Raw genomic sequence first — 23,130 nt, 5'->3', positions numbered from 1 at the left:
ACCGTAAAGTGGCAGCGTTGCGGTTCCCCCCTGGAAGGTGACGGTCGATGGTCGCTGTCGTGCGGAAGTTCGGAGTCGTCGTCGCGGCGGCAGCCCTGGTGGCGGCGGCCGTCACGCCGGTGCGGGCGGACACCGGCTGGCACGAGGTCGGCCTGCCGTTCTTCTGGCCGAAGACGGGCATCAACACGATCACCGCCGCCGGCGCCGGGAACGTCTGGTTCGCCGGATACCAGGGCAGCCTGCCGATCTTCGCGCCGGAGCTGTCCACGATCATCTGGACGTCCGGCAACCCCGTCGTGCGGCGCTGGACCGGCTCCGGCTGGAAGGAGTACCCGCTGAACGGATACTCCGGGACAGGCGAGGTGAACGACGTGAGCGCCGGCACCGAGACGTGGATCACGAGCAACGCCTCGTCCGGTCCCTACGTCGCGCGGTTCGACGGGACGGCGTTCGCCCGCGTCACCGCGCCGTCCGACGTGGAGCAGCTCAGGACCGTCCACACCGGCCCGGCGGGCACCTGGCTGACGGCCTGGCGGCGCGACCACGCCGGGGAGGGCCTCTACCGGTGGCGGGACGGCGCGTTCGTCGCCGAGACGCTACCCGCGGGCCTCAGCGGCCTCACCGCCCTCGTCCAGACCGGCCCGTCGGAGGCCTGGCTCGGCGCGACGCGGCAGCAGGCGGGCGGCGGATCCGTCGCCACGACCCTGCACTGGACCGGGGGCGCGTGGACCGAGGTACCGACGCCCACCGCGTCGAAGGTCCTGCGCACGCTCGCGGCCGGCGGCCCCGGCGACATCTGGGCGGCGGCGGCGGATCTCGTCGCCCGGTGGGCACCCGTCGAGTCGCTGCTGCACTGGAACGGCACCGCGTGGTCACCGGTCGCGCTCCCGGGCGGCGGCTTCGTCCCGCGCGACGTCGTCGTGGACGGCACCGGCCGCGCCTGGCTGGGGGGCACCGACGGCACGACGGGAGTCCTCTACCGCCGCGACGGCGACACGTGGACGAAGCAGACGATCCCGCTCCCGTCCGGCGCCAAGCGCCTGGACCTCTACCGCTTCGCCGCGATCCCCGGAACCACGACTCTCTGGGCCGAGGGCACCCGCGACGACACTCCGGTCGTCATGACCACCGGCTGAGGTCCGCCGCCCCCGCGGGCCGGGACTTCAATTAGTACGCGTGCTCGGTCATCAGGCGGCGGCACGCCTCGGTGATGCTGCCCGACATCGACGGGTACACCGCGAACGTGTGGGCCACCTGGTCGACCGTGAGGTGCTGCTGGACGGCGATCGAGACGCCGAGGATCAGTTCGCTGGCGCGCGGCGCGACGATGACGCCGCCGAGCACGATGCCGGTGGACGGGCGGCAGAACAGCTTGACGAACCCGTCCTCGAACCCCTGCATCTTGGCGCGCGGGTTGGTGAACAGCGGCAGCATGACCGTCCGGGCGTTGACCTCGCCGGAGTCGACCATGTGCTGCGTCACGCCGACGGACGCGACCTCGGGGTCGGTGAAGATGTTGGACGCGACCCAGCCGAGCTTGAGCGGCTGGACGGCCTCGCCGAGCGCGTGCCACATCGCGATCCGCCCCTGCATCCCGGCGACGGACGCGAGCATCAGCACGCCGGTGCAGTCGCCGGAGGCGTAGATGTGCGGGACGCTCGTCCGGGAGACCTTGTCGACCTCGACGAACCCGTGCGCGCTCAGCGTGATCCCGGCCTTCTCCAGCCCGATGCCGCGCGTGTTCGGGACCATGCCGACGGTCATGAGGCAGTGCGAGCCCTCGACCTTGCGGCCGTCCTCCAGCGAGACGATGACGCCGTCGCCGGACCGCTCCACGCCGGCCGCCCTGGACCGTGACATCACCTTCATGCCGCGCCGCATGAACACCTCTTGCAGGACGGACGCGGCGTCGGCGTCCTCGGTCGGCAGGATCCGGTCCCGCGAGGACACCAGCGTGACCTTGGAGCCGAGCGACAGGTACGCCCCGGCCAGTTCGGCGCCGGTCACGCCGGACCCGACGACGATCAGCTCCTCGGGCAGCTCGGGCAGGTCGTAGAGCTGGCGCCAGTTGAGGATGCGCTCGCCGTCGGGCGCGGAGCCGGGCAGGACGCGCGGGGTCGCGCCGGTCGCGAGCAGGATGATGTCGGCCTCGATGCGCCGGTCCCCCACGGACACCACATGCGGTTCGACCAGCCGTCCCTCGCCCCGGACGATCTTGACCTCCTCGTAGGCGAGGCGCTCGGCGATGTCGAAGGACTGGGCGCGGGCGAGGTCCTTGACGCGCTTGTTGACGGTCCCGAGGTCGGCCTCCAGCGCGCCGACGACGCCGTCGGGGCCGCCGTTGAACCGCAGCCCGAGCCGCGCGGACTCGCTCATCACCGCCATGCGGGTGGACGTCGCGATCAGCGTCTTGGACGGCACGCAGTCGGTGAGGACGCAGGCCCCGCCGGGCCCGTCCCGCTCCACGACGGTGACGTCGGCGCCGAGTTGCGCCGCGACCAGGGCGGCCTCGTAGCCGCCGGGACCTCCGCCGATGATCACAATGCGCGTCACCCTTCCATTGTGTCCCCTCCCCGGGTGTGATCCCGCCGGGGAGGGGACACCTCGGCGGGTTAGGCTGGCCCGCGTGGCTCTGTACGCGGCGTACGCCTCCAATCTGGACCCCGGGCAGATGGCGCTCCGGGCTCCGCACTCCCCCATCCACGGCACCGGCTGGCTGACCGGCTGGCGGCTCACGTTCGGCGGCCAGGACGAGCACGGCGCGGGCGCCATCGCGACGGTCGTGGAGGACCGGGACGCGCACGTCTTCGTCGTCCTCTACGACGTGCCGTCCTTCGACGAGCAGGAGCTGGACTCCTGGGAGGGCGCGGCGATCGGCGTCTACCGCAAGACGCGCGTCCGCGTCCACACCCTGGACGGCGACGTGCTCTGCTGGCTGTACGTCCTGGACGACTACGAGGGCGGGCTGCCGTCCGCGCAGTACGTCGGGATGCTCGCCGACGCCGCCGAGAAGGCCGGTGCGCCCGACGACTACGTGAAGGATCTACGGGAACGTCCCTGTTCGCCGGGCGGTTGAGCGCGGGCGGTAGTGTCGGCCGGGTGAGCGACGCTTTCGTACGGGCCGCCGAGGCGGCGCAGGCGCTGCGCGAGCGCGCCGGGGTCGCGTCCTTCGACGCGGCGGTGGTGCTCGGGTCGGGCTGGGTGCCGGCGGCGGACGCGCTCGGCACGCCGTCCGCCGAGATCGCGGTGACCGACCTGCCGGGGTTCGCGCCGCCCGCCGTGGCGGGCCACGCGGGCCGGATCCGCGCGGTGGACTGCGGCGGACGGCACGTGCTCGTCTTCCTCGGCCGCACGCACCTGTACGAGGGGCACGGGACGGACGCGGTCGTCCACGGCGTCCGGACGGCCCTGGCCGCCGGGGTCCGGACGGTCGTGCTGACGAACGCGGCGGGCGGGCTGCGGCCCGAGACCCAGCGCGTCGGCGAGCCCGTCCTGATCAGCGACCACATCAACCTCACCGGCGACCATCCGCTGACCGGCGCGACGTTCGTGGACATGTCCGAGGCGTACTCGGCGCGGCTGCGCGACCTGGCGCGCGCGGCGGACCCGTCGCTCGCCGAGGGCGTGTACGCGGCGCTGCGCGGCCCGTCCTACGAGACGCCCGCCGAGATCCGGATGCTGCGGACGCTCGGCGCGGACCTCGTCGGCATGTCGACGGCGCTGGAGACGATCGCGGCCCGGCGCGGCCTGCCGGACGCCGAACCCGCCGAGGTGCTGGCGTTCTCGCTGGTCACCAATGTCGCGGCCGGTCTGTCGGACCGGCATCTCGACCACGCCGAGGTGCTGGCCGAGGGTCGCGCGGCGGCGGCGCGGATGGGCGCCCTGCTCGCCACGCTGGTGCCCAAGCTGTGACCGACCCCCGCGACTGGCTCGCGCAGGACCCCGACCCGGACACGCGCGCCGAGCTGGAGGCCCTGCTCGCCGCCGGGGACTCCGCCGCGCTGGCGGACCGGTTCGGCGCCCGGCTGGAGTTCGGGACGGCCGGACTGCGCGGCGAACTCGGCGCCGGGCCGAACCGGATGAACCGGGTGACGGTGCTGCGCGCGGCGGCGGGCCTCGCGGCGCGGCTGCGCGCCGAGCCGCCGCGCGGCGGGGTCGTGATCGGGTACGACGCGCGGCACAAGTCCGAGCGGTTCGCCCTGGACACCGCCGCCGTGCTGGCCGGGGCGGGGCTGCGGGCGCGGGTGCTGCCGCGTCCGCTGCCGACGCCGGTGCTGGCGTTCTGCGTCCGGCACCTGGACGCGGCGGCGGGCGTGATGGTGACCGCGAGCCACAATCCGCCGCGCGACAACGGCTACAAGGTCTACTGGGGGGACGGCGCGCAGATCGTCCCGCCGCTGGACGCCGAGATCTCCGCCGCGATCGACGCCGTGGGCCGGGTGGACGAGCTGCCGCTCGGCGACGCGTGGGAGACGCTGGGCGACGACGTGGTCGAGGCGTATCTCGACGCGGTGACCGCGCTGCCGCTCGGCGACGCGCGGGACGTCGCGGTCGCGTACACGCCGCTGCACGGCGTCGGCCGGGACGTGCTGCTGCGCGCGTTCGAGCGGGCCGGGTTCCCGGCGCCCTTCGTGGTCGCCGAGCAGGCCGACCCCGATCCGGACTTCCCGACCGTCGCCTTCCCCAACCCGGAGGAGCCGGGCGCGCTGGACCTCGCGGTGGACCTCGCGCGGGCGCGCGGCGCGGACCTGGTGATCGCCAACGACCCGGACGCGGACCGCTGCGCCGTGGCCGTCCCCGACGGGCCCGGCTGGCGGACGCTGACGGGCGACGAGGTGGGCGGGCTGCTCGCCGAGCACGTGCTGCGCGCCACGTCCGGCGCCGACCGGCTGCTGGTGACGACGATCGTGTCGTCCACGCTGGTCAGCGCGCTGGCGCGGGAGCACGGGGTGCGGTTCGCGCCGTCGCTGACGGGCTTCAAGTGGATCGTCCGGTCCGGGACGGGACGGCTCGTCCTCGGCTACGAAGAAGCGCTCGGCTACTGCCTCGGCGGGGACGACGGCCCGCCCGTCCACGACAAGGACGGCGTCGGCGCCGCGCTGGCCGTCGCCGCGCTCGCCGCCGCGGCCCGCCGCGCCGGCCGCACCCTGCTCGACCTGCTGGACGACCAGGCGCGGCGGCACGGCCTGCACGCCACCGCGCCGCTGTCGGTGCGCGTCGCCGACCGCGCGCTGATCACGGCGGCGGTGGACCGGCTCCGCGCCGCGCCGCCCGACGCCCTCGCCGGACGCGCCGTCACCCGCGTGGACGACCTCACCGCCGGGGCCGACGGCCTGCCGCCCACCGACGGCGTGCGGCTGTTCCTGGACGGCGGCGCGCGCGTCGTGGTCCGTCCGTCCGGGACGGAGCCGAAGCTGAAGTGCTATCTGGAGGTCGTCCTGCCGGTCGGGCACGCGCCGGTCGCGGACGTCCGCGCCCGCGCCCGCGCCGACCTGGACGCCCTGAAGACCGCGCTCGCCGCCGCGCTCGGCCTTTAGACCGCCAGCAGGACCGCGAGCGCCACCGGCGGGACGACCAGCGCCGCGACCGTCGGCCACGACCAGGACACCGTGCCCGTCTCCGAACCTTCCGCCCGGTCGCGGCGCCCGATCTCGTTGAGCCGTTCGGCCGTGTACGTCGCCGGGGTGCGGCCCTTGAGCGCGGCGGCCGCGACCTTGGCGGCGCCGTCCCGCGCGGACCGCTTCTCGGCCTTGGCCTGCGCGCGCGGCGAGGTCTGGTCGACCCAGGCGCGGGTGACGACGTCCCGGCCGTCCGGCCCGGCGAACCGGACCGTCACCGCCGCGCCGCCCGCGACCTCCCGCACCGCCCGCCACGGCGCCCGCGTGTCCCGCAGCGGGTTGCGCACGGTCACGCCCGCGTCGTCGCCGAGGATCGCGGGCCGCAGCCCGAGCGCGTAGGCGAGCGCGCAGCCGAACAGCAGCGCCAGCGCGTACGCGGCGCCCGTCCGGTCGTGCCGGGCCGCGCCGGTCAGCCCGACGAGCAGGTCGAGCAGGTTCAGCACGGCGAACACGACGAACGCCCAGCCCGCGACCCGCCCGGCCGTGGACCGCACCTGGAGTTGCGGACGGGCGCTCATGCGAGCGGACGCGTCCACTTGGCCTGCGCGAACCCCGGCTTGATCACGCCGTTGATCAGCTCCAGCCGCTCGGAGAAGTCCAAAAACGCCGACTTCATCGCGTTCACCGTGAACCACTGGAGGTCGTCCCAGGTGTAGCCGAACGCGTCCACGAGCGCGGCGAACTCCTCGCTCAGCGTCGTCCCGCCCATCAGCCGGTTGTCGGTGTTGACCGTCACGCGGAAGTTCAGCGCCCGCAGCAGCCCGATCGGGTGCTCGGCGATCGACGGCGCCGCGCCCGTCTGGACGTTCGACGTCGGGCACATCTCCAGCGGGATCCGCTTGTCCCGGACGTAGGCGGCGAGCCGGCCGAGCCGCGCGCCGTCCCCGGCGGCGTCGATGTCGTCGATGATGCGGACGCCGTGGCCGAGCCGGTCCGCGCCGCACCACTGGATCGCCTCCCAGATCGACGGGAGCCCGAACCCCTCCCCCGCGTGGATCGTGAAGTGGGCGTTCTCGCGCTGGAGGTACTCGAACGCGTCGAGGTGGCGGGTGGGCGGGTAGCCGGCCTCGGCGCCCGCGATGTCGAACCCGGCGACGCCCGCGTCCCGGTACCGGACGGCCAGCTCCGCGATCTCCATGCTGCGCGCCTGGTGCCGCATCGCGGTGACGAGCGCCCCGACGCGGATGCCGTGGTCGGCGCGGGCGCGGGCGAACCCGTCCAGCACGGCCTCGACGACCTCCTCCAGGCCCAGCCCGTTCTCGGTGTGCAGCTCGGGCGCGTACCGGACCTCGGCGTAGACGACGCCGTCCTTCGCCAGGTCCTCCGCGCACTCGTAGGCGACGCGGGTCAGCGCCTCCGCCGACTGCATCACCGCGACCGTGTGCCCGAACGTCTCCAGGTACTTCTCCAGCGACCCCGAGTGGGACATCTCGGCGAACCAGGCGCCGAGCGACGCGGGGTCCCGGGTGGGCAGGCCGTCATAACCGGACTCCCGGGCCAGATCCACGATCGTCCCGGGCCGCAGGCCCCCGTCGAGATGATCGTGCAGCAGCACCTTCGGGACCTGCCGGATCCGCTCCAGTGAGGGACGTTCCTCCGCCATTCGCGCACCTCCTGCCCCGAATCTAGCGCTCGGCCGGGGCCGGGAGAAAAAGTTTCGGGCCGGATGTCGATCCGTGGTCGCGCCGGACGACGCGTCGGCGAGAACACCTCGTCGGAAGGAACCACGCCATGACCGCCCAGACCCTCGCCCCCGCCTCGTCCACGACCCTGCGCCGCGTCCTGTGGGGGGTTCGGATCGTGCTCGCGCTGTTCCTGCTCGTCGCGTCCGCGCTGCCGAAGTTCGCCGGGCAGAAGGACGCCGTCGAGACGTTCGCGAAGATCGGCTGGGGCCAGTGGCTCCGCTACTTCACCGGCGCGGCCGAGGCCGCGGGCGCGATCGGGCTGGTCGTCCCCCGGCTCGCGGGCGCGGCGGCGGTCGGGCTGATCGGGCTCATGATCGGGGCCGCGCTGACGCAGATCCTCGTCCTGTCGCCCGCGTGGGCGCTGTTCCCGGCGGCGCTGGCCGTCGTGTTCGCGCTGATCGCCTACGACCGGCGCGACTCCCTGCTGCCCTGACTCAGCGCTTGCGGGCCAGCCCGGCGTAGTAGTACGCCGCGTGCGGGTCGGCGGGCGGGGCGTCGGGACGCCACGCGGCGAGCGGGACGGCGCCGGGCTCCAGCAGCTCGGCCGTCCCGAACAGCGCCTCGAAGGCCGTCCGGTCCCGGTCCACGAGCGTGATCCCGGCGGCCTCGGCGGCGGCCCGCGCCGCCGCGAACGCCGGGGGGTCGAAGTCGCCGGACGGATGGGAGATCGCGATGAGGCTGCCGGGGGCGAGCGCGTCCGCCAGCGTCGCGACCCACCGCTCGGGGCCCTGCTCGGGCGTGAAGTACATCAGCACCGCGACCAGCGTCAGCGCGACCGGGCGGTCCAGATCCAGCGTCGCCGTGAGCAGCGGGTCGGCCAGGATCGACTCGGGCTCGGTGAGGTCGGCGTGCAGGTAGGCCGTCGCGCCCGCCGGGTCGCTCGTCATCAGCGCGCGGGCGTGCGCGAGGACGAGCGGGTCGTTGTCGACGTACACGACGCGCGCCGACGGCTCCAGCGCCTGCGCCACCTCGTGCAGGTTCGGGGACGTCGGGATGCCCGTGCCGATGTCGAGGAACTGCGTCACGCCCGACGCGACGACGTGCCGCGTCACCCGCTGCATGAACGCGCGGTTCGCCCGCGCCATGACCGGGAGGTTCGGGATGGCCGCGATCATCGCGTCGCCGAGCGCGCGATCGGCCTCGAAGTTGTCCTTGCCGCCGAGCCAGTAGTCGTAGACGCGTGCCTCGTGGGGGACGCTGGTGTCCAGTTCGGGGGTGTTCGCCATCGCCTCGACCTTCGCGGAAGCCGACTGCCGCCCCGATCCTCCCATGTCCGGGACGACCTGAACGCCGGTTTCGGAGCAGTCCTCGCGGCTCAGTCCTTGCGGGCGAGTCCGGCGTAGTAGTACGCGGCGTTCGGGTCGGTGACGGGCTCGTCCGGACGCCACGTCACGAGCGGGACCGCGCCCGGCTCCAGCAGCGTCGCCGGGCCGAACAGCGTCTCGAACTCGGCGCGGGTCCGCGACACCAGCGTGATCCCGGCGCGGTTGGCGATGGCGTTGGCCTCCGCGACGGCCTCGGCGTCGAAGTCGGCGCTCGGGTGCGAGATCGCGACGAGACTGCCCGGGGCGAGGGCGTCCAGCAGCTCCGCGACCCAGCGCTCGGGGTGCCGTTCGGCCGGGAAGTACATGAGCAGCGCGACGAGCATGAGCGCGACCGGACGGTCCAGGTCCAGCGTCGCGGGGACCAGCGGGTCGGCCAGGATCGTCGCGGGCTCGGTGAGGTCGCCCTCGGCGTAGGCGACGCCGGGGACGTCCTGGAGCAGGACCCGGGCGTGCCGGGCGACCAGCGGGTCGTGGTCCACGTACACGACGCGGGCGTCCAGATCGGCCGCGCGCGCGATCTCGTGGAGGTTCGGGGACGTCGGGATGCCGCTGCCGATGTCGAGGAACTGCGTCACGCCCTCGGCGACGATGTGCCGCGTCACGCGCTCCATGAACGCCCGGTTCGCCCGCGCCATGACCGGCAGCGTCGGGATGGCCGCGATCATCGCGTCGCCGAGCGCGCGATCGGCCTCGAAGTTGTCGCTCCCGCCGAGCCAGTAGTCGTAGACCCGCGCCTCATGCGGGACGGACGTGTCGAATTCCGGGGAATCGGTCATACGCGGGAACCTCCAGCAAGATCGTCTCGCCCGATCCTCGCACCGCCGCACGCCCGGCGGCACCCCTTCGCCCAGTCCGGACACCCTGACCCGCGAGTCGCCGCCCCTGTCGAATGCATCGAGGCCCTGGTCGCCGATCGCGACTGGTGACCGCCGTGAATGTTCCGGAATGCGTGCTTTAGAGTCGGGCGCGTGACGCAACGTTCGAGTCCCGGCGGCTCGGTTCCGGATCCGCGCGGCGCGGCGGCGCTGCGGTTCGTCTGCGAGCTGATCGCGTGGGTCGCGGCGCCGTGGGCGCTCGCGCCGGTGAGCGTCCCGCTCGCGGTGCTGTCGGTCGTCGTGCTCATCGGGCTGCCGACGCTGTTCGGGACGCCCGGCGACAAGGCGCGGACGATCGTCGCCGTGCCCGGGTGGGCGACGATCGCCCTCGTCGTGCTCCAGCTCGCGGTCGCGGCCGTCGCACCCTGGTTCGCGTGGCCGGTGCCGGTCGCCGTGCTCGCGACCGTCCTCGCCGGCGCCGCCGCCGTCGCCGAGATCCCGCGCTGGCGCGCCCTCGCCCGCCGCTGACCGCCCCGCGCGGCGGACGGCGGGCGGGCGCGTCAGGCGATGCGGTCGATGATCAGGGGGAGCAGGTCGGGGGCGCCGGAGTCGGTGATCTCCATCGCGTCGGACAGGGCGTCCAGGGCCCGGGGGAAGCGGGACGTGTCGTCGGCGTGGAGGGTGAGCAGCGGCGCGCCCTCGCGGACGGTGTCGCCGGGCTTGGCGTGGCAGATGACGCCCGCGCCGAACGACACCGGGTCCTCCTTGCGCGCCCGGCCCGCGCCGAGGCGCCAGGCCGCGAGGCCCACTCCGTAGGCGTCCAGGCGCGTCAGGACGCCGGACGCCGGGGCGCGCAGCACGTGCTCCTCGCGGGCCACCGGCAGCGGCGCGTCCGGGTTGCCGCCCTGCGCGACGATCATGCGGCGCCAGACGTCCATCGCCGAGCCGTCCGCGAGGGCCGTCGCCGGGTCCTTGGCGTCCGGCAGGCCCGCCGCCGCGAGCATCTCGCGGGCGAGCGCGACCGTCAGCTCCACGACGTCGGCCGGGCCGCCCCCCGACAGCACCTCGACGGCCTCGGCGACCTCGACGGCGTTCCCGACCGCCGCGCCGAGCGGACGGTCCATCGCCGTCAGCAGCGCGACCGTCCGCAGCCCGTGGTCGGCGCCGATCGCGACCATCGTCTCGGCCAGCTCCCGCGCCGGCGCCTCGGCCTTCATGAACGCGCCCGAGCCGACCTTGACGTCCAGGACGAGCGCGCCCGTCCCCTCGGCGATCTTCTTCGACATGATCGAGGACGCGATGAGCGGGATCGACTCGACCGTGCCCGTCACGTCCCGCAGCGCGTAGAGCTTGCGGTCGGCCGGGGCGAGGCCGCCGCCCGCCGCGCAGACCACCGCGCCCGTCGCGGCGAGGACGTCCAGCATCTCGGCGCCGCTCAGCGACGCCCGCCAGCCCGGGATCGACTCCAGTTTGTCCAGCGTCCCGCCGGTGTGCCCGAGGCCCCGGCCGGAGAGCTGCGGGACGGCCGCGCCGCACGCCGCGACCAGCGGCGCCAGCGGCAGCGTGATCTTGTCGCCGACGCCGCCGGTGGAGTGCTTGTCGGTCGTCGGACGGTCCAGCGCCGACCAGTCCATCCGCTCCCCGGACGCGATCATCGCCTCCGTCCAGCGGGAGACCTCGGCGCGCGACATCCCGTTGAGCAGGATCGCCATCGCGAGCGCGGCCATCTGCTCCTCGGCGACCGCGCCGCGCGTGTAGGCGTCCACGACCCAGTCGATCTGCGCGGGGCTCAGCGCGGCCCCGTCCCGCTTGGCGCGGATGACGTCGATGGCGTCCACGGCGTCCCCCTTCAGGCTCGGTCTGTCAGGTCGGCGGGGCCGAACGCGTCCGGCAGCAGCTCGGCCAGCGGGCGCACCCCCCGAACGGTCTCCAGCAGCATGCCCGGCCCGCCGTGCTCCCACAGCAACTGGCGGCAGCGTCCGCAGGGCATGAGCGGATCGCCGTTCCGGTCCACGACCGCGACGGCGACCAGCCGGGGGCTCTCCGGGACGTCCCCGTCGAACAGCGCCGACACCAGGCTGCACTCGGCGCACAGCCCGACGCCGTAGCAGGCGTTCTCGACGTTGCAGCCGGTGAGGACCCGGCCGTCGGCCGCGAGGCCCGCCGCGCCGACCGGGAAACCGGAGTACGGAGCGTAGGCACGTTCCATCGCCGTCCGCGCGGACGCGCGCAGCACCGGCCAGTCGATCTTCGTCATGCGCCTAGCGTGCCTCACCCCGCCGGTAGCGCAAGCCGTCGGCCGCCGGCATGCGGAGCCGCTGGCTGGCGAGCGCGAGGACGAGCAGGGTCGTGAGGTGCGGGCTGAACGACACCAGTTCGCCCGGGACGACGTCGCTGTCGAGGAACCAGACGAGCAGCCCGGCGGCCGCGACCGCCGCCAGCCCCGCCGCGAGGAACGAGCGCCGCCACGCCTGCCACGCCGCGACCGCGACGAGCAGGACGGCCACGAACAGCAGCAGCGCGTGCACGGCCTGCCCGCCGTCCCGGACGTTCATCGCGTCGGTGTAGCCGAACAGCAGCGAGCCCGCCGCGAGCCCGCCCGGCCGCCAGTTCCCGAAGATCATCGCGGCGAGGCCGATGAAGCCGCGCCCGGCCGTCTGGCCGTCCTGGTAGATCGGCGCGGCGACCGTCACGAGGAACGCGCCCGCCAGCCCGGCCAGCCCACCCGAGATGAGCACGGCCGCGTACTTCATCCGGTACACGCGGACGCCCAGCGACTCGGCCGCGTACGGGTCCTCGCCGCAGGACCGGACGCGCAGCCCGAACGGCGTCCGCCACAGCACGAAGTAGCTCACCGGGACGAGCAGCAGCGCGACCAGCGTGAGCAGCGACATCTGGTGCGTCAGGCCGCGCAGGACGCCCGCGACGTCCGACACCAGGAACCAGTGGTGCTTCTCCAGCGACCCGAGCCAGTCGGGCGTGCCGCCGCCGCCCGACAGCACCGGCAGCGAGATCTTCGTGATCGGATCGACCGGCGGCGACTGCCGAGGGCCGCCGCCCAGCTCCTTGGCGTGCCCGACGTTGAACACCAGGCCCGCGAGGAACTGCGTCAGCCCGAGCCCGAGGATGTTGATCGCCACACCGGACACGATGTGGTCCACACCGAACGAGACGGTCGCGACCGCGTGCAGCAGCCCGCCGAGCGCGCCGCCCGCGATCCCCGCGAGGACGCCGGCCCACGGGCCCCACTGGTAGCCCGCCCAGGCGCCCGTCCACGTCCCGAGGATCATCATGCCTTCGAGCCCGATGTTGATCACGCCCGCGCGCTCGGCCCACAGCCCGCCGAGCCCGGCCAGGAAGATCGGCACCGCGAGGCGCAGCATCGCCTCGACCGTGCCGCTGGACGTGACGTCGTTCGCGCCGTCCACCCGCCGCACCAGCGACAGCAGGACCAGCAGGCCCGCACCGATGATCAGGTAGTGCGGCAGGCGGAGCCTCTTCACGGCGTTCACCGTCCCTTCCCCGCCCGCGCGAGGTCATGGCCGGTCGCCAGCTCGCCCGCGACGGCCCGCTGCTCGCGCCGGATCTCGAAGCGCCGCACCAGCTCGTACACGATGACGACGGTCAGGACGACCACGCCCTGCATCACGCCGACGATCTCCTTGGGCACCTCGACCTCCTGCAAGACGTCGGAGGTCTGGTCGAGGAACGCGAACAGCACCGCCGCGAACGCGATGCCGAGCGGATGGTTGCGGCCGAGCAGCGCCACCGTGATCCCGGTGAACCCGAGGCCCGCCGGGAAGTTCAGCGAGTACTCATAGGACGCGCCGAGCAGCTCGGGCATCCCGATCAGGCCCGCGATCGCCCCGGACGTGACCATCGTGACGACGATCATCTTCTTGGCGCTGACGCCGCTGGCCTCCGCCGCGCCCGGCGCGAGCCCCGACACCTTCAGGTCGAACCCGAACCGCGTGTAGTTCACGACGACCCAGAACACGACCCCGACGACGATCGCCACCGGGAGCAGCCCGTAGAGCCGTCCCGGCAGGTCGATGCCGATCGCCGACAGCGCGCCGTTCAGCGCCCCGACCCGTCCGGACGACGGGACCTGCGGCGTCGCGATGTTGTTGCTGCCCGGCCGCATCTCCGCGAGCCGCTTGGGGTTCAGCAGATAGGCGATGAGCCCGGTCGCGATCGAGTTCAGCATGATCGTGGACAGCACCTCGCTGACGCCGCGCGTCACCTTCAGCACGCCCGCGATCGCCGCCCACAGCCCGCCGACGACCATCGCCGCGACGATCGTCAGGATCTGCCCGAACGGCGCGGGCAGCGACAGCGCGCCCGCCAGCGCCGCCGCGAGCAGCGCCGCCAGCCGGTACTGACCGTCCACGCCGATGTTGAGCAGCGCCATCCGGAACCCGATCGCGACCGCCACCGCCGACAGGTAGTAGCGCGTCGCCCGGTTGAGGATGTCGACGATCGAGTTGGGCGTCGTCCCATAGTCGATCATGGCCTGCACGGAACTGACCGGATCCGCCCCGGTGACCCGCAGCAGCACCATCGTGATGCCGAGCGAGATCAGCAGCGCCAGCACCGGCGCCCCGATCCGCAACGCCATCCCCCGCGGCCCGAGCCCCCGCAGAACCGCCTGCCAAGCAGGCACCCTTTTAGTCATGAGTGGCTCCGGTCATCGCGGAGCCGAGGTCTTCGGGGGTGACCGAGCGCGGGTCGACCTCGGCGACGAGGCGGCCCCGCAGGATCACGTGCAGCGTGTCCGACATGCCGATCAGTTCCTCGAGGTCCGCGCTGACGAGCAGGACGGCCAGGCCCGCCGCGCGGGCGGCGCGCAGCGCGTCCCAGATCGCCGCCTGCGCGCCCACGTCGATGCCGCGCGTCGGGTGCGCGGCGACCAGGAGCCGGGGCGCGCCCGACATCTCCCGCCCGACGATGAGCTTCTGCTGGTTGCCGCCCGACAGGGCGCCCGCCGGGACGTCGATCCCGGGCGTCCGGACGTCGTACTCCGCCGCGATCCGGGCCGTGTCGCGGCGGGCGCCGCGCCGGTCGATCCACGGGCCGCGCGCGTTCGGGCGCTCGGTCTGGTGGCCGAGCATCCGGTTCTCCCACAGCGGCGCCTCCAGCACGAGCCCGTGCCGGTGCCGGTCCTCGGGGATGTAGGCGATGCCCGCCTCGCGGCGGCGGCGCGTCGGCCAGTGCGTCACGTCCGCGCCGCCGTACCGGATCGTCCCCGACGCCGCCGGGCGGATCCCCATCAGCGCCTCGATCAGCTCGCCCTGCCCGTTGCCCTCGACGCCCGCGAGGCCGACGATCTCGCCGCGCCGGATGCGCAGCGACACGTCGTCCACGACCGCGCGGCCCTCCGGCGTCCGGACGGTCAGCCCCGCGACGTCGAGCTGCACGTCCTCGGTGACCGTGGACTCGCGCAGCTCCGGCGTCGGCAGCTCCGACCCGACCATCAGCTCGGCGAGCCGCCGCGCCGTGACCTGCGCCGGGTCCAGCCGGGTCGCGACGGTCGTGCCGCGCCGGATCACCGAGATCGCGTCGGCGACCGACAGCACCTCGTCCAGCTTGTGCGAGATGAACAGCACGGTCAGGCCCTCGGCGCGCAGCTCGCGCAGGTTGGCGAACAGCTCGTCCACCTCCTGCGGGACGAGCACCGCCGTCGGCTCGTCCAGGATCAGGACCTTCGCGCCCCGGTACAGCACCTTGAGGATCTCGACGCGCTGCCGGTCCCCCACGCCGAGCGGCTGGACGAGACTGTCCGGATCGACGTGCAGCCCGTACCGCGCGGACATGTCGCGGATCGCCGCCCGCGCCGCCGCGAAGTCGATCCGGCCGAACCGGCGCGGCTCGGCGCCGAGGATGACGTTCTCCAGCACGGTCAGGTTGTCGGCCAGCTTGAAGTGCTGGTGGACCATCCCGATCCCGCGCGCGATCGCGTCGGCCGGGGACCGCAGGACGACCTGCTCGCCGGCGATCTCGACGGTCCCCTCGTCCGGCCGCTGCATCCCGTAAAGGATCTTCATCAGCGTGGACTTGCCGGCGCCGTTCTCCCCGCACAGCGCGTGGACCTCGCCGCGCTCGATCGTCAGGTCGACGTCGCGGTTGGCGACGACGCCGGGGAACCGTTTCGTGATGCCGGTCAGGCGTACGGCAGCGTCAGGCACCGGACGCACCCCCCTGGTGAATAACGGGTGCGCTCCGGAGAGCGCACCCGGACGCTCTACTCGGTCGGGACGACGATCTTCCCCGCGACGATCTGGGCCTTGAGGTCGTCCAGCCTGGCCTTGATGTCGTCCATGTGGCCGCCGCTCACCGCGAAGCCGACACCGTCGTTGGCCAGGTTGTACTGCTTCGTCCCCGCTTTGAACGTGCCGTCGCCGACCGACTTCACGAAGTCGTACACCGACAGGTCCACGCGCTTCACCATCGAGGTGAGGATCTGGTTCTTCACCCCGGCCAGCGCGGGCTGCGCGTACTGGTCGGAGTCGACGCCGATCGCCCACTTGCCGGCCGCGCCGACCGTCTTGATCACACCGAGGCCCGCGCCGCCGGCCGCGTGGTAGATCACGTCCGCGCCCTGGTCGAGCTGGCCCTGCGCGGCCTCGCTGCCGAGCGCCGGGTTCTTGAAGCCGTCGAAGTTCGGGGGCTGCGTCAGGTACTTGCCGGGCAGCACCTTGATCCCCGGCTTCACCTTCTTCGCGCCCGCGTCGTACCCGGCCTCGAACTTGTGGATCAGCGGGACGTTCACGCCGCCGATGAACCCGATCGTCCCGGTCTTGGACTTCAGCGCCGCCGCCGCGCCCACCAGGTACGAGCCCTGCTCCTCGGAGAAGCACGCGCCGAGGACGTTCGCGCCCGACACCTTGCACTGGTCGGCGTCCACCACGAGGAACTTGGTGTTCGGGTAGTCCTTGGCGACCTTCAGCACCGACGACGTGTAGGCGAACCCGATGCCGATCACCATCTGGTAGCCCTTGCCCGCCAGCAGGCGCAGCCGCGACTCCTTGTCGGCGTCCGGCTCGTCCTGCTTCGCCGAGATCTCCTCGGTGGTGACCTTCAGCTCCTTCTTCACCCGCTCCAGGCCGCGCGCCGCCGAGTCGTTGTAGGACTGGTCGCCCCGGCCGCCCACGTCGAACGCGAGACCGACCTTCACGGTCTTCTGGTCGGAGGTGGAGGCCTTCTTCCCGCCGCAGCCGGCGGCGGTGAGCGTCAACGCGGTGCCCGTCAGCGCGACGAGCGATACCTTCAGACCACGGCGCAACGTGCGCTCCCTTCGTTCCCCCCGCCCGACGCGCGGCGGTGATTCCGGCCACTGGAATCCAGGGGAAGTTATCCCGCGAGCAGGGAAAAACGCCCAGGTGGCGTCGAACCGCAACGCGTCCGTTATCGGGGCGGGACCTGGCCGCCGAACGCGGTTACCAACGTGTTGCGACCTGGGCGTTCTCCGGTCACCGGCAGGTCAGGCGAGGGCGGCCCCCGCCACCGGACGGCCGTCCCACAGCGCGGTCAGCGCCGTCGCGGTCAGGACGCGGACGCCGACCGGAATGCAGCCCTCGTCCACGTCGAAGTCGCCCCGGTGCAGGTCGTAGTCGCCGGTCGAGCCCGGCGTGCGGACGCCGAGCCGCGCCAGCGCCCCCGGGACCGTCTCCAGGTACCAGCCGAAGTCCTCGCCGCCGAGGCTCTGCGGCGTCGGGACCGCGCCGTCCGGGCCGAGGACCAGCGCCGCCGCGTCGCGGAACATGTCCACGCTCGCCGCCTCGTTCACCGTCGGCGGGACGCCCCGGACGTACTCCAGCGACGCCTCCACGTCGTAGGCGGCGGCGACCGACTGCAACAGCGACCGCATCATCTCCGGCGCGCGGTGCCAGGCGTCGTCGTCCAGGCAGCGGACGGTGCCCTCGGCGATGCCGTCGTCGGGGATCGCGTTCGCCACCGACCCCGCCGACACCCGCCCCCACACCAGCGACAGGCTGGACCGGGGGTCCACCCGCCGCGACAGCGCCGCCGGCAGCTCGGTGACGATCTTGGCGAGCGCGTACACCAGGTCGGCCGTCAGGTGCGGACGCGCCGTGTGCCCGCCGGGACCCGTCACCCGGACGTACACCTTGTCGCACGCCGCCGTGATCGCCCCGGCGCGCAGCCCCAGCTCGCCGACCTCGATGCGCGGGTCGCAGTGCAGCGCGAACACCCGGTCCACGCCGACCGCGCCGCCCGCCGCCAGCACGTCCAGCGCCCCGCCCGGCGACTCCTCGGCGGGCTGGAACACCAGGCGCACACGGCCCGGCAGCAGCCCCGCCGCCGCCTGCCGCGCGAGGAACAGCCCGGCGCCGAGCACCATCGTCGTGTGGACGTCGTGCCCGCACGCGTGCGCGACGCCCGGCACCGTCGAACGGTACGGGACGGTCGTCTTCTCGTCCTGGAGCGGCAGCGCGTCGATGTCGGCCCGCAGCGCGACCGTCGGCCCGTCCTCCGGGCCGATGTCGCAGAGCACGCCGGTGCCCTTCGGCAGGACGCGCGGCGCCAGCCCCGCCTGCCGCAACCGCTCCACGATCCGCGCCGTCGTGCGGTGCTCGGCGTACCCGAGTTCGGGATGCCGGTGCAGATCGCGGCGGAACTCCACCAGCTCACCGCGGTGCGCGGCGAGGAAGGCGTCGAGCTGCGGCCGCAGCGCCCCCGCCGTGTCCGGTCCGCCCGCCGGCGAAGAAGCGACGCCGGGCATCAGCCCGGACCCTGACTGCGTCATGTGCGCCCCCTGTGCGAGAGACGGACGGCGCACCGCCCGTCCCGAGACCTGTTCGGTGGCGTCCGGCCCGGTGGCGCCGGACGCGGTGGTGCCGGGCGCGGACCGTGGGACGCCCCGTCCGGGCTCGCGCCCGCCGTCCCCCCGGTCCTCATCGTCCGGCATGCGCGACCTCCGTGACGAACCTGTCCTCGGCCAGCTCGACGACGGCAGCGTCCACCACGTCCTCCAGGGAGCCGCCCGCGGCGCGGATCGCGCGCTGGCGTTCGTAGGACGCCCCCCGGTCGAGGACCTCCGCCGCGACGCCCAGCTCGGCCGCGCAGCCGAGCCGCTCGGCGACCGGTTCCAGCTCGCGGACCAGCTCGTACAGCTCGTCGCGGAGCGGGGCGGTGCCGCCGCCGTCGTCGGTGATGACGACCGCGTCGAGCCCGTAGCGGGTGGCGCGCCACTTGTTGTCGCGCACGACCCACGCGGCGGGGCGGGGGAGGGTGTAACCGCGGTCGATCTGCTGCTCGAACAGCGTCACGAGGCTCTGGCACAGCGCCGCCGCCATGCCCACCTCGCGCAGGGTGGGGATGCCGTCGAACATCCGGATCTCGACCGTGCCGAAATCGGGATGCGGGCGGATGTCCCACCATACCTCTTTGATGCTTCGGATCGTCCCCGCCCTGAGCAGGGTGGCCATGTAGTCCTCGAACTCCGGCCAGCCGTCCAGCAGGTGCGGGGGACCCGCCGTCGGGAGCTGGCCGAACACGATCGCGCGGCTGGACGCCAGGCCCGTGTCCGCCCCGCCCCAGTACGGGCTGGAGCCCGTCAGCGCGAGGAAGTGCGGCAGGTACCCGGCGAGCGCGTTGACGATCGGGATCGCCTTGGCGCCGTCGGTCACCCCGACGTGGACGTGGACGCCGAACGTCTGGATGCGCCGCGCGAGCCACTGCATCTGCTCCACCAGGTCGGCGTAGCGCTGCATCGGGGCCATGACGGCGTCCCGCCAGTCGCTGATCGGGTGGGTGCCGGTGCAGGCCAGCCCGATGCCGCGCGCCGCCGCCGCGCCGCGCAGCGCGCCGAGCGTCGCCGCGAGGTCGGCCTTGGCCTCCCCGACCGTGTGGCAGATCCCGGTCACGATCTCGACCGTGGACTCCATCATCTCGTGCCGGGCCTTGGCGTTCCCGCCGCCCTCGCTGAGGCTCGGCAGGTCGGCGAGGACCTCGCGGGCGTCCTGGCGCAGATGCCTGGTCTTGGCGTCCACGAGTTGAAGCTCCCACTCCACGCCCAGGGTCGCGCCGCGTGAGGGGTTGAAGTCAATGGCCACGGAGACCTCCGCTCGCAATCCTCGCAGGTCGGTGTGCGGCACGGGGAGCAATTCCGTCGGCGGACCGTGAACCCTGCACGACGGAACCATCGGCGATCACCGTTATCGGCCATCGTTTCCGCCTTCGCCACCACCCGAACGGACTAGCTCCCGGCACCGTCCGATCATTACCGGGGGGATAGCTCGCTTTTCACTCGCATGGGTACGGTTCTGTCGACACATCGCTCACCGCTCGGGGAATCATGGGATCATCACGGGGTCTTCCACGCCGCGCCGCGTTCGTCGCGGCGTCCGCGCTCTGCCTGTCGGCGGGCCTGTCGGCCGTCCCGGGGGTGGCGACGGCCGCGCCGCCGGTCGGGGGCGAGCGTCTCGGCGGGACCGGGACGATCGTGGACGCCCCCGCCGGGTTCCGCGCCCCGCCGAAGATCAACGCGGCGTCCTGGGTGATCTCCGACGCCGACACCGGCCAGATCCTCGCCGCCAAGGACCCGCACGGCAAGTACCTCCCGGCGAGCACGCTGAAGACGCTCACCGCGCTGACGCTGATCCCGAAGCTGGACCCGAACCGGCTCGTCCGGCCGTCGCAGAAGGCGTGCGACGTGGAGGGCACCAAGGTCGGCATGACGCCGAAGATGCAGTACAAGGTGTCGGACCTGTTCCACGCGCTGCTCATGATGTCGGCGAACGACGCGGCGGTGACGCTCGCCGAGGCCAACGGCGGCATGGCCGCGACGATCGCGGACATGAACGCCGAGGCGCGGCACCTGCACGCGTCCGACACGCTCGCCGCGTCGCCGAACGGGCTCGACGTGGACCTCGGGCTGAACGTCCGGACGCAGCACACCTCGTCCTACGACCTCGCGCTGATCCTGCGGGAGGGCATGAAGAACCCGGACTTCCGGGCGTACGTGCGGGCGCTGACCACGCACTTCCCCGCGCCGCCGACCAAGCGGCAGCGCAAGAAGGGCCGCAAGACCGGCGGGTACCCGATCTACACGCACAACCGGATGCTGGCGGGCCAGCCGCACGCCTACACCGGGATGATCGGCGGGAAGAACGGCTACACGGTCGCGGCGGGCCAGACGTTCGTGGCGGAGGCCAAGCGCGGGAACCACACGATCCTGATCTCGCTGATGAAGGCCGACGTCCCGCCGTCGCCGTACGCGGCCAAGCTCCTGGACTGGGGCTTCGCGGCCGTCGGCAAGGTGCGGCCGGTCGGCGAGCTGGTCGCGCCGGGGACGCCGGCGAACGCGGGCGTGCAGGGCAAGTCGGCGAAGGTGCTGTCGTCGTCGCTCGGCTCGACGGAGAGCGGACGCCGCTGGTGGCTGGTCGGCGGCGGCGCGGCGGGCGCGACGATGGCGGTCGCGGTCCTGTTCGCGGTGCTGCGCCGGCGCCGCTCCCCCGCCGACGAGACGACCTGACAGCCGTCTAGCGCGGGCCGACGCCGAGGGTTTCGGCCAGGCCGGTCACCCCCGCGTCCGTGACGTGGACGACGCGCGGCGACGCTCCCCGGCGCAGCCAGCCGAGCGCGAACAGGCGGTCCAGCAGGGTGGCGCCGAGCGCGCCGGACAGGTGGTGACGCTGCTCGGTCCAGTCGACGCAGTAGCGGACGAGCGGGCGGCGCGGCGGCAGCGCGGCCACGTCCACTCCGAACCGGGCGAACCAGGCGCGGCCCGCGTCGCTCACCCGGTAGTCGATGTCGCGGCCGTAGGAGGACGGACGGTCGCGCACCGCCTTGCCCGGCCGGTGGAAGCCGTCGTGGCCGACGATCAGGCCGCGCTGGAGCATGGCCTGCAGGACGTCCACGCCCAGCCGTCCCGCCAGGTGGTCGTAGCAGGTGCGGGACCGGCTGAGGGCCCGCGCGCGGCTGCTCTGCCGCAGCGTCCGGCCGGGCTCGGGCGGGGCGATGACGGCGAGGGCCTCCAGCGCCGCGCCGACGTCCGGGCCGGCGAGCCGGTGCTCGCGCCGCCGGCCGCGCCGCTCGGTCGTGATCAGCCCGGCCTCGGCGAGCCGCGCGAGATGCTCGCTCGCCGTGGACGCGCTCACCCCGGCCTCGGCGGCGAGCGCGCCGGACGACGCGGCGCGCCCGTCGGCGAGCGCCTTGAGGATCCGCGCGCGGGACGGCTCGGCGATCAGCGCCGCCGCCCGCGCGATGTCCGGTTCGCTCTGCGGTGGTGTCATGCGTCCCACGGTAGGCCGGGCACGGTTCGGCGGGCGCCGAAGTGTTCCGCGCCCAGGATGAAGCGGATGGAACGACGTACTCCGCTCGTGGCGCTCAGCCTCGGCTACTTCATGGTGATGCTCGACGTGACGGTGGTGACGGTCGCCGTCCCGGCCGTCCGGTCCTCCCTCCACGCGAGCGCGGCGGCCGTCCAGTGGAGCGTGGACGGCTACAGCGCCGTCTTCGCCGGGCTGCTGCTCGCCGGCGGCGCGCTCGGCGACCGGCGCGGGCACCGGGGCGTGTTCCTGGCGGGGCTCGCGCTGTTCACGGCCGCGTCGGCGGGCTGCGGCCTCGCGCGGACGGCCGCCGAACTCGTCGCGCTGCGGCTCGTGCAGGGGGCGGGGGCGGCGCTGCTCGTCCCGGCGTCGCTGGCGCTGCTGACCGCCGCCTACCCCGACCGTGCCGGACGGGCGCGCGCGCTCGGGATCTGGGCCGGCGTCGCGGGGACGGCGTTCGCGTCGGGGCCGGTCGTCGGCGGCTTCCTCGTCGCGGGCCTGAACTGGCGGACGGTGTTCTGGCTGAACGTCCCGATCGCCGCCTGCGCGTGCGCGCTGACGCTCCGGTTCGTCCCGGCTCCCCCGCCGCGCCGGGACGCCGGCCCGCCCGACCGGGCCGGGCAGGTGCTCGGCGTCGCGGGGCTGACGGCGCTCGCGGGCGGGTTCAACGAGGCGGCGTCGGCGGGCTGGACGTCCGCGCGCACGCTGCTCGTCCTGCCCGCCGGTTCGTGCGCGCTGGCGGCGTTCGTCGCGGTGGAACGCCGCCGGGAGGCGTCGGGCGCGGCTCCGCTGCTGGCGCCGTCCTGGTTCCGGCGGCCCGGGTTCGCGGCGACGGCGGCGATCGGCGTCCTGCTCAACATCGGAATGTACGGCCTGCTCTACCTCGCGACGCTCTACTTCCAGGAGGAGCGCGGGCGCGGCGCGTTCGCGACCGGGCTGATGCTGCTGCCGATGGCGGGCATGGCGACGGTCGTCTCCCCGCTGTCGGGCCGCCTCACGGCGCGGTTCGGCCCGTCCGCCCCCATGACCGGCGCCCTCCTGCTCGGCGCGGCGGGCTCCCTCGGCTGGCTCGCCGCAGGCCCCCGCACGCCGTATCCCGCCGTCCTGTTCGCCCTGACCGCGCTGGGCGTGGCGGTCCCGCTGACCGTCCCGGCCGCGACCGCCGCCATCATCGAGGCGGCCCCGCCCGGCACGGCGGGCGTCGCGACGGCCGTCTTCAACGTCGCCCGCCAGTCCGGCAACGCGATCGGCATCGCCGTCTTCGGCACCCTGGCCGCGTCCGACCTGGTCACGGGCCTGCACTACGCCGCCTGCCTGGCCGCCGCCGGCTTCCTCCTGGCCGCCCTCCTCAGCCGCCGCCTCTGACGAGCCTGCAGGCGACGCCGCGCACGGCACGG

At 73.9% G+C, this 23,130-nt stretch carries 22 protein-coding genes; 8 read left to right on the top strand and 14 right to left on the bottom strand.

Annotated features, from left to right (window positions below):
• The first annotated feature begins 59 nt into the window (after window positions 1-59).
• Complete coding sequence (locus BTM25_RS08170) at window positions 60-1,136, top strand: NHL repeat-containing protein (RefSeq protein WP_168212047.1); 1,077 nt, start codon at window positions 60-62, stop codon at window positions 1,134-1,136.
• Between the two features lie 31 nt (window positions 1,137-1,167).
• On the opposite strand, the gene BTM25_RS08165 is transcribed toward BTM25_RS08170, so the two are convergent.
• Window positions 1,168-2,553: an NAD(P)H-quinone dehydrogenase gene (locus BTM25_RS08165; protein ID WP_103562084.1), complete on the bottom strand. Its 1,386-nt coding sequence runs from the start codon at window positions 2,551-2,553 to the stop codon at window positions 1,168-1,170.
• Between the two features lie 73 nt (window positions 2,554-2,626).
• Here BTM25_RS08165 and BTM25_RS08160 point away from each other — a divergent pair, with 73 nt between their 5' ends.
• Genes BTM25_RS08160 through BTM25_RS08150 form a run of 3 tightly spaced genes read left to right on the top strand, consistent with a single transcriptional unit; the run spans window position 2,627 to window position 5,537 of the window.
• Window positions 2,627-3,076 (top strand): gamma-glutamylcyclotransferase, encoded by a 450-nt coding sequence (locus BTM25_RS08160; RefSeq protein ID WP_103562083.1) that lies wholly within the window; start codon window positions 2,627-2,629, stop codon window positions 3,074-3,076.
• 23 nt (window positions 3,077-3,099) lie between these two features.
• Window positions 3,100-3,912, top strand: a complete 813-nt coding sequence (locus BTM25_RS08155) for a purine-nucleoside phosphorylase (protein ID WP_103562082.1) — start codon at window positions 3,100-3,102, stop codon at window positions 3,910-3,912.
• On the top strand, window positions 3,909-5,537 hold the full coding sequence (locus BTM25_RS08150) for a phospho-sugar mutase (protein WP_103562081.1): 1,629 nt from the start codon (window positions 3,909-3,911) through the stop codon (window positions 5,535-5,537). The genes BTM25_RS08155 and BTM25_RS08150 overlap by 4 nt, the downstream gene beginning before the upstream one ends.
• On the opposite strand, the gene BTM25_RS08145 is transcribed toward BTM25_RS08150, so the two are convergent.
• Both BTM25_RS08145 and BTM25_RS08140 read right to left on the bottom strand, forming a co-directional pair.
• Window positions 5,534-6,136 carry a PH domain-containing protein gene (locus tag BTM25_RS08145; RefSeq protein WP_103562080.1) on the bottom strand — a complete coding sequence of 201 codons (603 nt, stop codon included), beginning with the start codon at window positions 6,134-6,136 and terminating at the stop codon, window positions 5,534-5,536. The genes BTM25_RS08150 and BTM25_RS08145 overlap by 4 nt on opposite strands.
• On the bottom strand, window positions 6,133-7,221 hold the full coding sequence (locus tag BTM25_RS08140; protein ID WP_103562079.1) for an adenosine deaminase: 1,089 nt from the start codon (window positions 7,219-7,221) through the stop codon (window positions 6,133-6,135). The genes BTM25_RS08145 and BTM25_RS08140 overlap by 4 nt, the downstream gene beginning before the upstream one ends.
• 128 nt (window positions 7,222-7,349) lie before the next feature.
• Here BTM25_RS08140 and BTM25_RS08135 point away from each other — a divergent pair, with 128 nt between their 5' ends.
• Window positions 7,350-7,736: a DoxX family protein gene (locus BTM25_RS08135; RefSeq protein WP_103562078.1), complete on the top strand. Its 387-nt coding sequence runs from the start codon at window positions 7,350-7,352 to the stop codon at window positions 7,734-7,736.
• A 1-nt stretch (window position 7,737) separates the two neighbouring features.
• On the opposite strand, the gene BTM25_RS08130 is transcribed toward BTM25_RS08135, so the two are convergent.
• Window positions 7,738-8,529, bottom strand: a complete 792-nt coding sequence (locus BTM25_RS08130; RefSeq protein ID WP_103562830.1) for an SAM-dependent methyltransferase — start codon at window positions 8,527-8,529, stop codon at window positions 7,738-7,740.
• A gap of 89 nt (window positions 8,530-8,618) precedes the next feature.
• Window positions 8,619-9,404, bottom strand: coding sequence for an SAM-dependent methyltransferase (locus BTM25_RS08125; protein WP_103562077.1), 786 nt, complete (start codon window positions 9,402-9,404; stop codon window positions 8,619-8,621).
• A gap of 192 nt (window positions 9,405-9,596) precedes the next feature.
• Here BTM25_RS08125 and BTM25_RS08120 point away from each other — a divergent pair, with 192 nt between their 5' ends.
• Window positions 9,597-9,971 carry a hypothetical protein gene (locus BTM25_RS08120; protein WP_103562076.1) on the top strand — a complete coding sequence of 125 codons (375 nt, stop codon included), beginning with the start codon at window positions 9,597-9,599 and terminating at the stop codon, window positions 9,969-9,971.
• A gap of 32 nt (window positions 9,972-10,003) precedes the next feature.
• Here BTM25_RS08120 and BTM25_RS08115 read toward each other — a convergent pair whose 3' ends face one another.
• From BTM25_RS08115 to BTM25_RS08080, 8 genes are all read right to left on the bottom strand, one after another.
• Entirely contained in the window at window positions 10,004-11,281 is a 1,278-nt protein-coding gene (locus BTM25_RS08115; protein ID WP_103562075.1) for a thymidine phosphorylase, read from the bottom strand.
• An 11-nt stretch (window positions 11,282-11,292) separates the two neighbouring features.
• A complete protein-coding gene (locus BTM25_RS08110) occupies window positions 11,293-11,700 on the bottom strand; it encodes a cytidine deaminase (RefSeq protein ID WP_103562074.1) in 408 nt (135 codons plus the stop codon).
• Window positions 11,701-11,704: 4 nt separating this feature from the next.
• On the bottom strand, window positions 11,705-12,946 hold the full coding sequence (locus BTM25_RS08105; RefSeq protein WP_235828290.1) for an ABC transporter permease: 1,242 nt from the start codon (window positions 12,944-12,946) through the stop codon (window positions 11,705-11,707).
• Between the two features lie 5 nt (window positions 12,947-12,951).
• Window positions 12,952-14,061 (bottom strand): ABC transporter permease, encoded by a 1,110-nt coding sequence (locus BTM25_RS08100; protein ID WP_168212046.1) that lies wholly within the window; start codon window positions 14,059-14,061, stop codon window positions 12,952-12,954.
• 49 nt (window positions 14,062-14,110) lie between these two features.
• A complete protein-coding gene (locus BTM25_RS08095; protein ID WP_103562829.1) occupies window positions 14,111-15,628 on the bottom strand; it encodes an ABC transporter ATP-binding protein in 1,518 nt (505 codons plus the stop codon).
• 56 nt (window positions 15,629-15,684) lie between these two features.
• On the bottom strand, window positions 15,685-16,725 hold the full coding sequence (locus BTM25_RS08090; RefSeq protein ID WP_235828289.1) for a BMP family lipoprotein: 1,041 nt from the start codon (window positions 16,723-16,725) through the stop codon (window positions 15,685-15,687).
• Between the two features lie 198 nt (window positions 16,726-16,923).
• Window positions 16,924-18,183 carry an amidohydrolase gene (locus BTM25_RS08085; RefSeq protein WP_103562827.1) on the bottom strand — a complete coding sequence of 420 codons (1,260 nt, stop codon included), beginning with the start codon at window positions 18,181-18,183 and terminating at the stop codon, window positions 16,924-16,926.
• A 172-nt stretch (window positions 18,184-18,355) separates the two neighbouring features.
• Window positions 18,356-19,516 (bottom strand): glutamate--cysteine ligase, encoded by a 1,161-nt coding sequence (locus BTM25_RS08080; RefSeq protein ID WP_103562071.1) that lies wholly within the window; start codon window positions 19,514-19,516, stop codon window positions 18,356-18,358.
• A 242-nt stretch (window positions 19,517-19,758) separates the two neighbouring features.
• Here BTM25_RS08080 and BTM25_RS08075 point away from each other — a divergent pair, with 242 nt between their 5' ends.
• Window positions 19,759-20,937 (top strand): D-alanyl-D-alanine carboxypeptidase family protein, encoded by a 1,179-nt coding sequence (locus BTM25_RS08075; RefSeq protein WP_103562070.1) that lies wholly within the window; start codon window positions 19,759-19,761, stop codon window positions 20,935-20,937.
• Between the two features lie 7 nt (window positions 20,938-20,944).
• Here BTM25_RS08075 and BTM25_RS08070 read toward each other — a convergent pair whose 3' ends face one another.
• On the bottom strand, window positions 20,945-21,697 hold the full coding sequence (locus tag BTM25_RS08070; RefSeq protein WP_103562069.1) for an ArsR/SmtB family transcription factor: 753 nt from the start codon (window positions 21,695-21,697) through the stop codon (window positions 20,945-20,947).
• Window positions 21,698-21,763: 66 nt separating this feature from the next.
• Between BTM25_RS08070 and BTM25_RS08065 the strand changes: the two genes are divergently transcribed.
• The gene (locus BTM25_RS08065) at window positions 21,764-23,098 is read left to right on the top strand and encodes an MFS transporter (RefSeq protein WP_205647993.1); all 1,335 of its coding nucleotides are present in this window, start codon (window positions 21,764-21,766) and stop codon (window positions 23,096-23,098) included.
• The last annotated feature ends 32 nt before the right edge of the window (window positions 23,099-23,130 follow it).

Source organism: Actinomadura rubteroloni, from assembly GCF_002911665.1.
Lineage (GTDB): Bacteria > Actinomycetota > Actinomycetes > Streptosporangiales > Streptosporangiaceae > Spirillospora > Spirillospora rubteroloni.
This window is presented reverse-complemented; position numbering and strand designations above follow the sequence as displayed.

What these genes read in the sequence shown, in the direction of transcription:
- BTM25_RS08145 (WP_103562080.1), bottom strand. Translation starts at nt 6,136, where the DNA reads ATGAGCGCCCGTCCGCAACTCCAGGTGCGGTCCACGGCCGGGCGGGTC.
- BTM25_RS08140 (WP_103562079.1), bottom strand. Translation starts at nt 7,221, where the DNA reads ATGGCGGAGGAACGTCCCTCACTGGAGCGGATCCGGCAGGTCCCGAAG.
- BTM25_RS08135 (WP_103562078.1), top strand. Translation starts at nt 7,350, where the DNA reads ATGACCGCCCAGACCCTCGCCCCCGCCTCGTCCACGACCCTGCGCCGC.
- BTM25_RS08130 (WP_103562830.1), bottom strand. Translation starts at nt 8,529, where the DNA reads ATGGCGAACACCCCCGAACTGGACACCAGCGTCCCCCACGAGGCACGC.
- BTM25_RS08125 (WP_103562077.1), bottom strand. Translation starts at nt 9,404, where the DNA reads ATGACCGATTCCCCGGAATTCGACACGTCCGTCCCGCATGAGGCGCGG.
- BTM25_RS08110 (WP_103562074.1), bottom strand. Translation starts at nt 11,700, where the DNA reads ATGACGAAGATCGACTGGCCGGTGCTGCGCGCGTCCGCGCGGACGGCG.
- BTM25_RS08100 (WP_168212046.1), bottom strand. Translation starts at nt 14,061, where the DNA reads ATGGCGTTGCGGATCGGGGCGCCGGTGCTGGCGCTGCTGATCTCGCTC.
- BTM25_RS08085 (WP_103562827.1), bottom strand. Translation starts at nt 18,183, where the DNA reads ATGCCCGGCGTCGCTTCTTCGCCGGCGGGCGGACCGGACACGGCGGGG.
- BTM25_RS08075 (WP_103562070.1), top strand. Translation starts at nt 19,759, where the DNA reads ATGGGATCATCACGGGGTCTTCCACGCCGCGCCGCGTTCGTCGCGGCG.
- BTM25_RS08070 (WP_103562069.1), bottom strand. Translation starts at nt 21,697, where the DNA reads ATGACACCACCGCAGAGCGAACCGGACATCGCGCGGGCGGCGGCGCTG.
- BTM25_RS08065 (WP_205647993.1), top strand. Translation starts at nt 21,764, where the DNA reads ATGGAACGACGTACTCCGCTCGTGGCGCTCAGCCTCGGCTACTTCATG.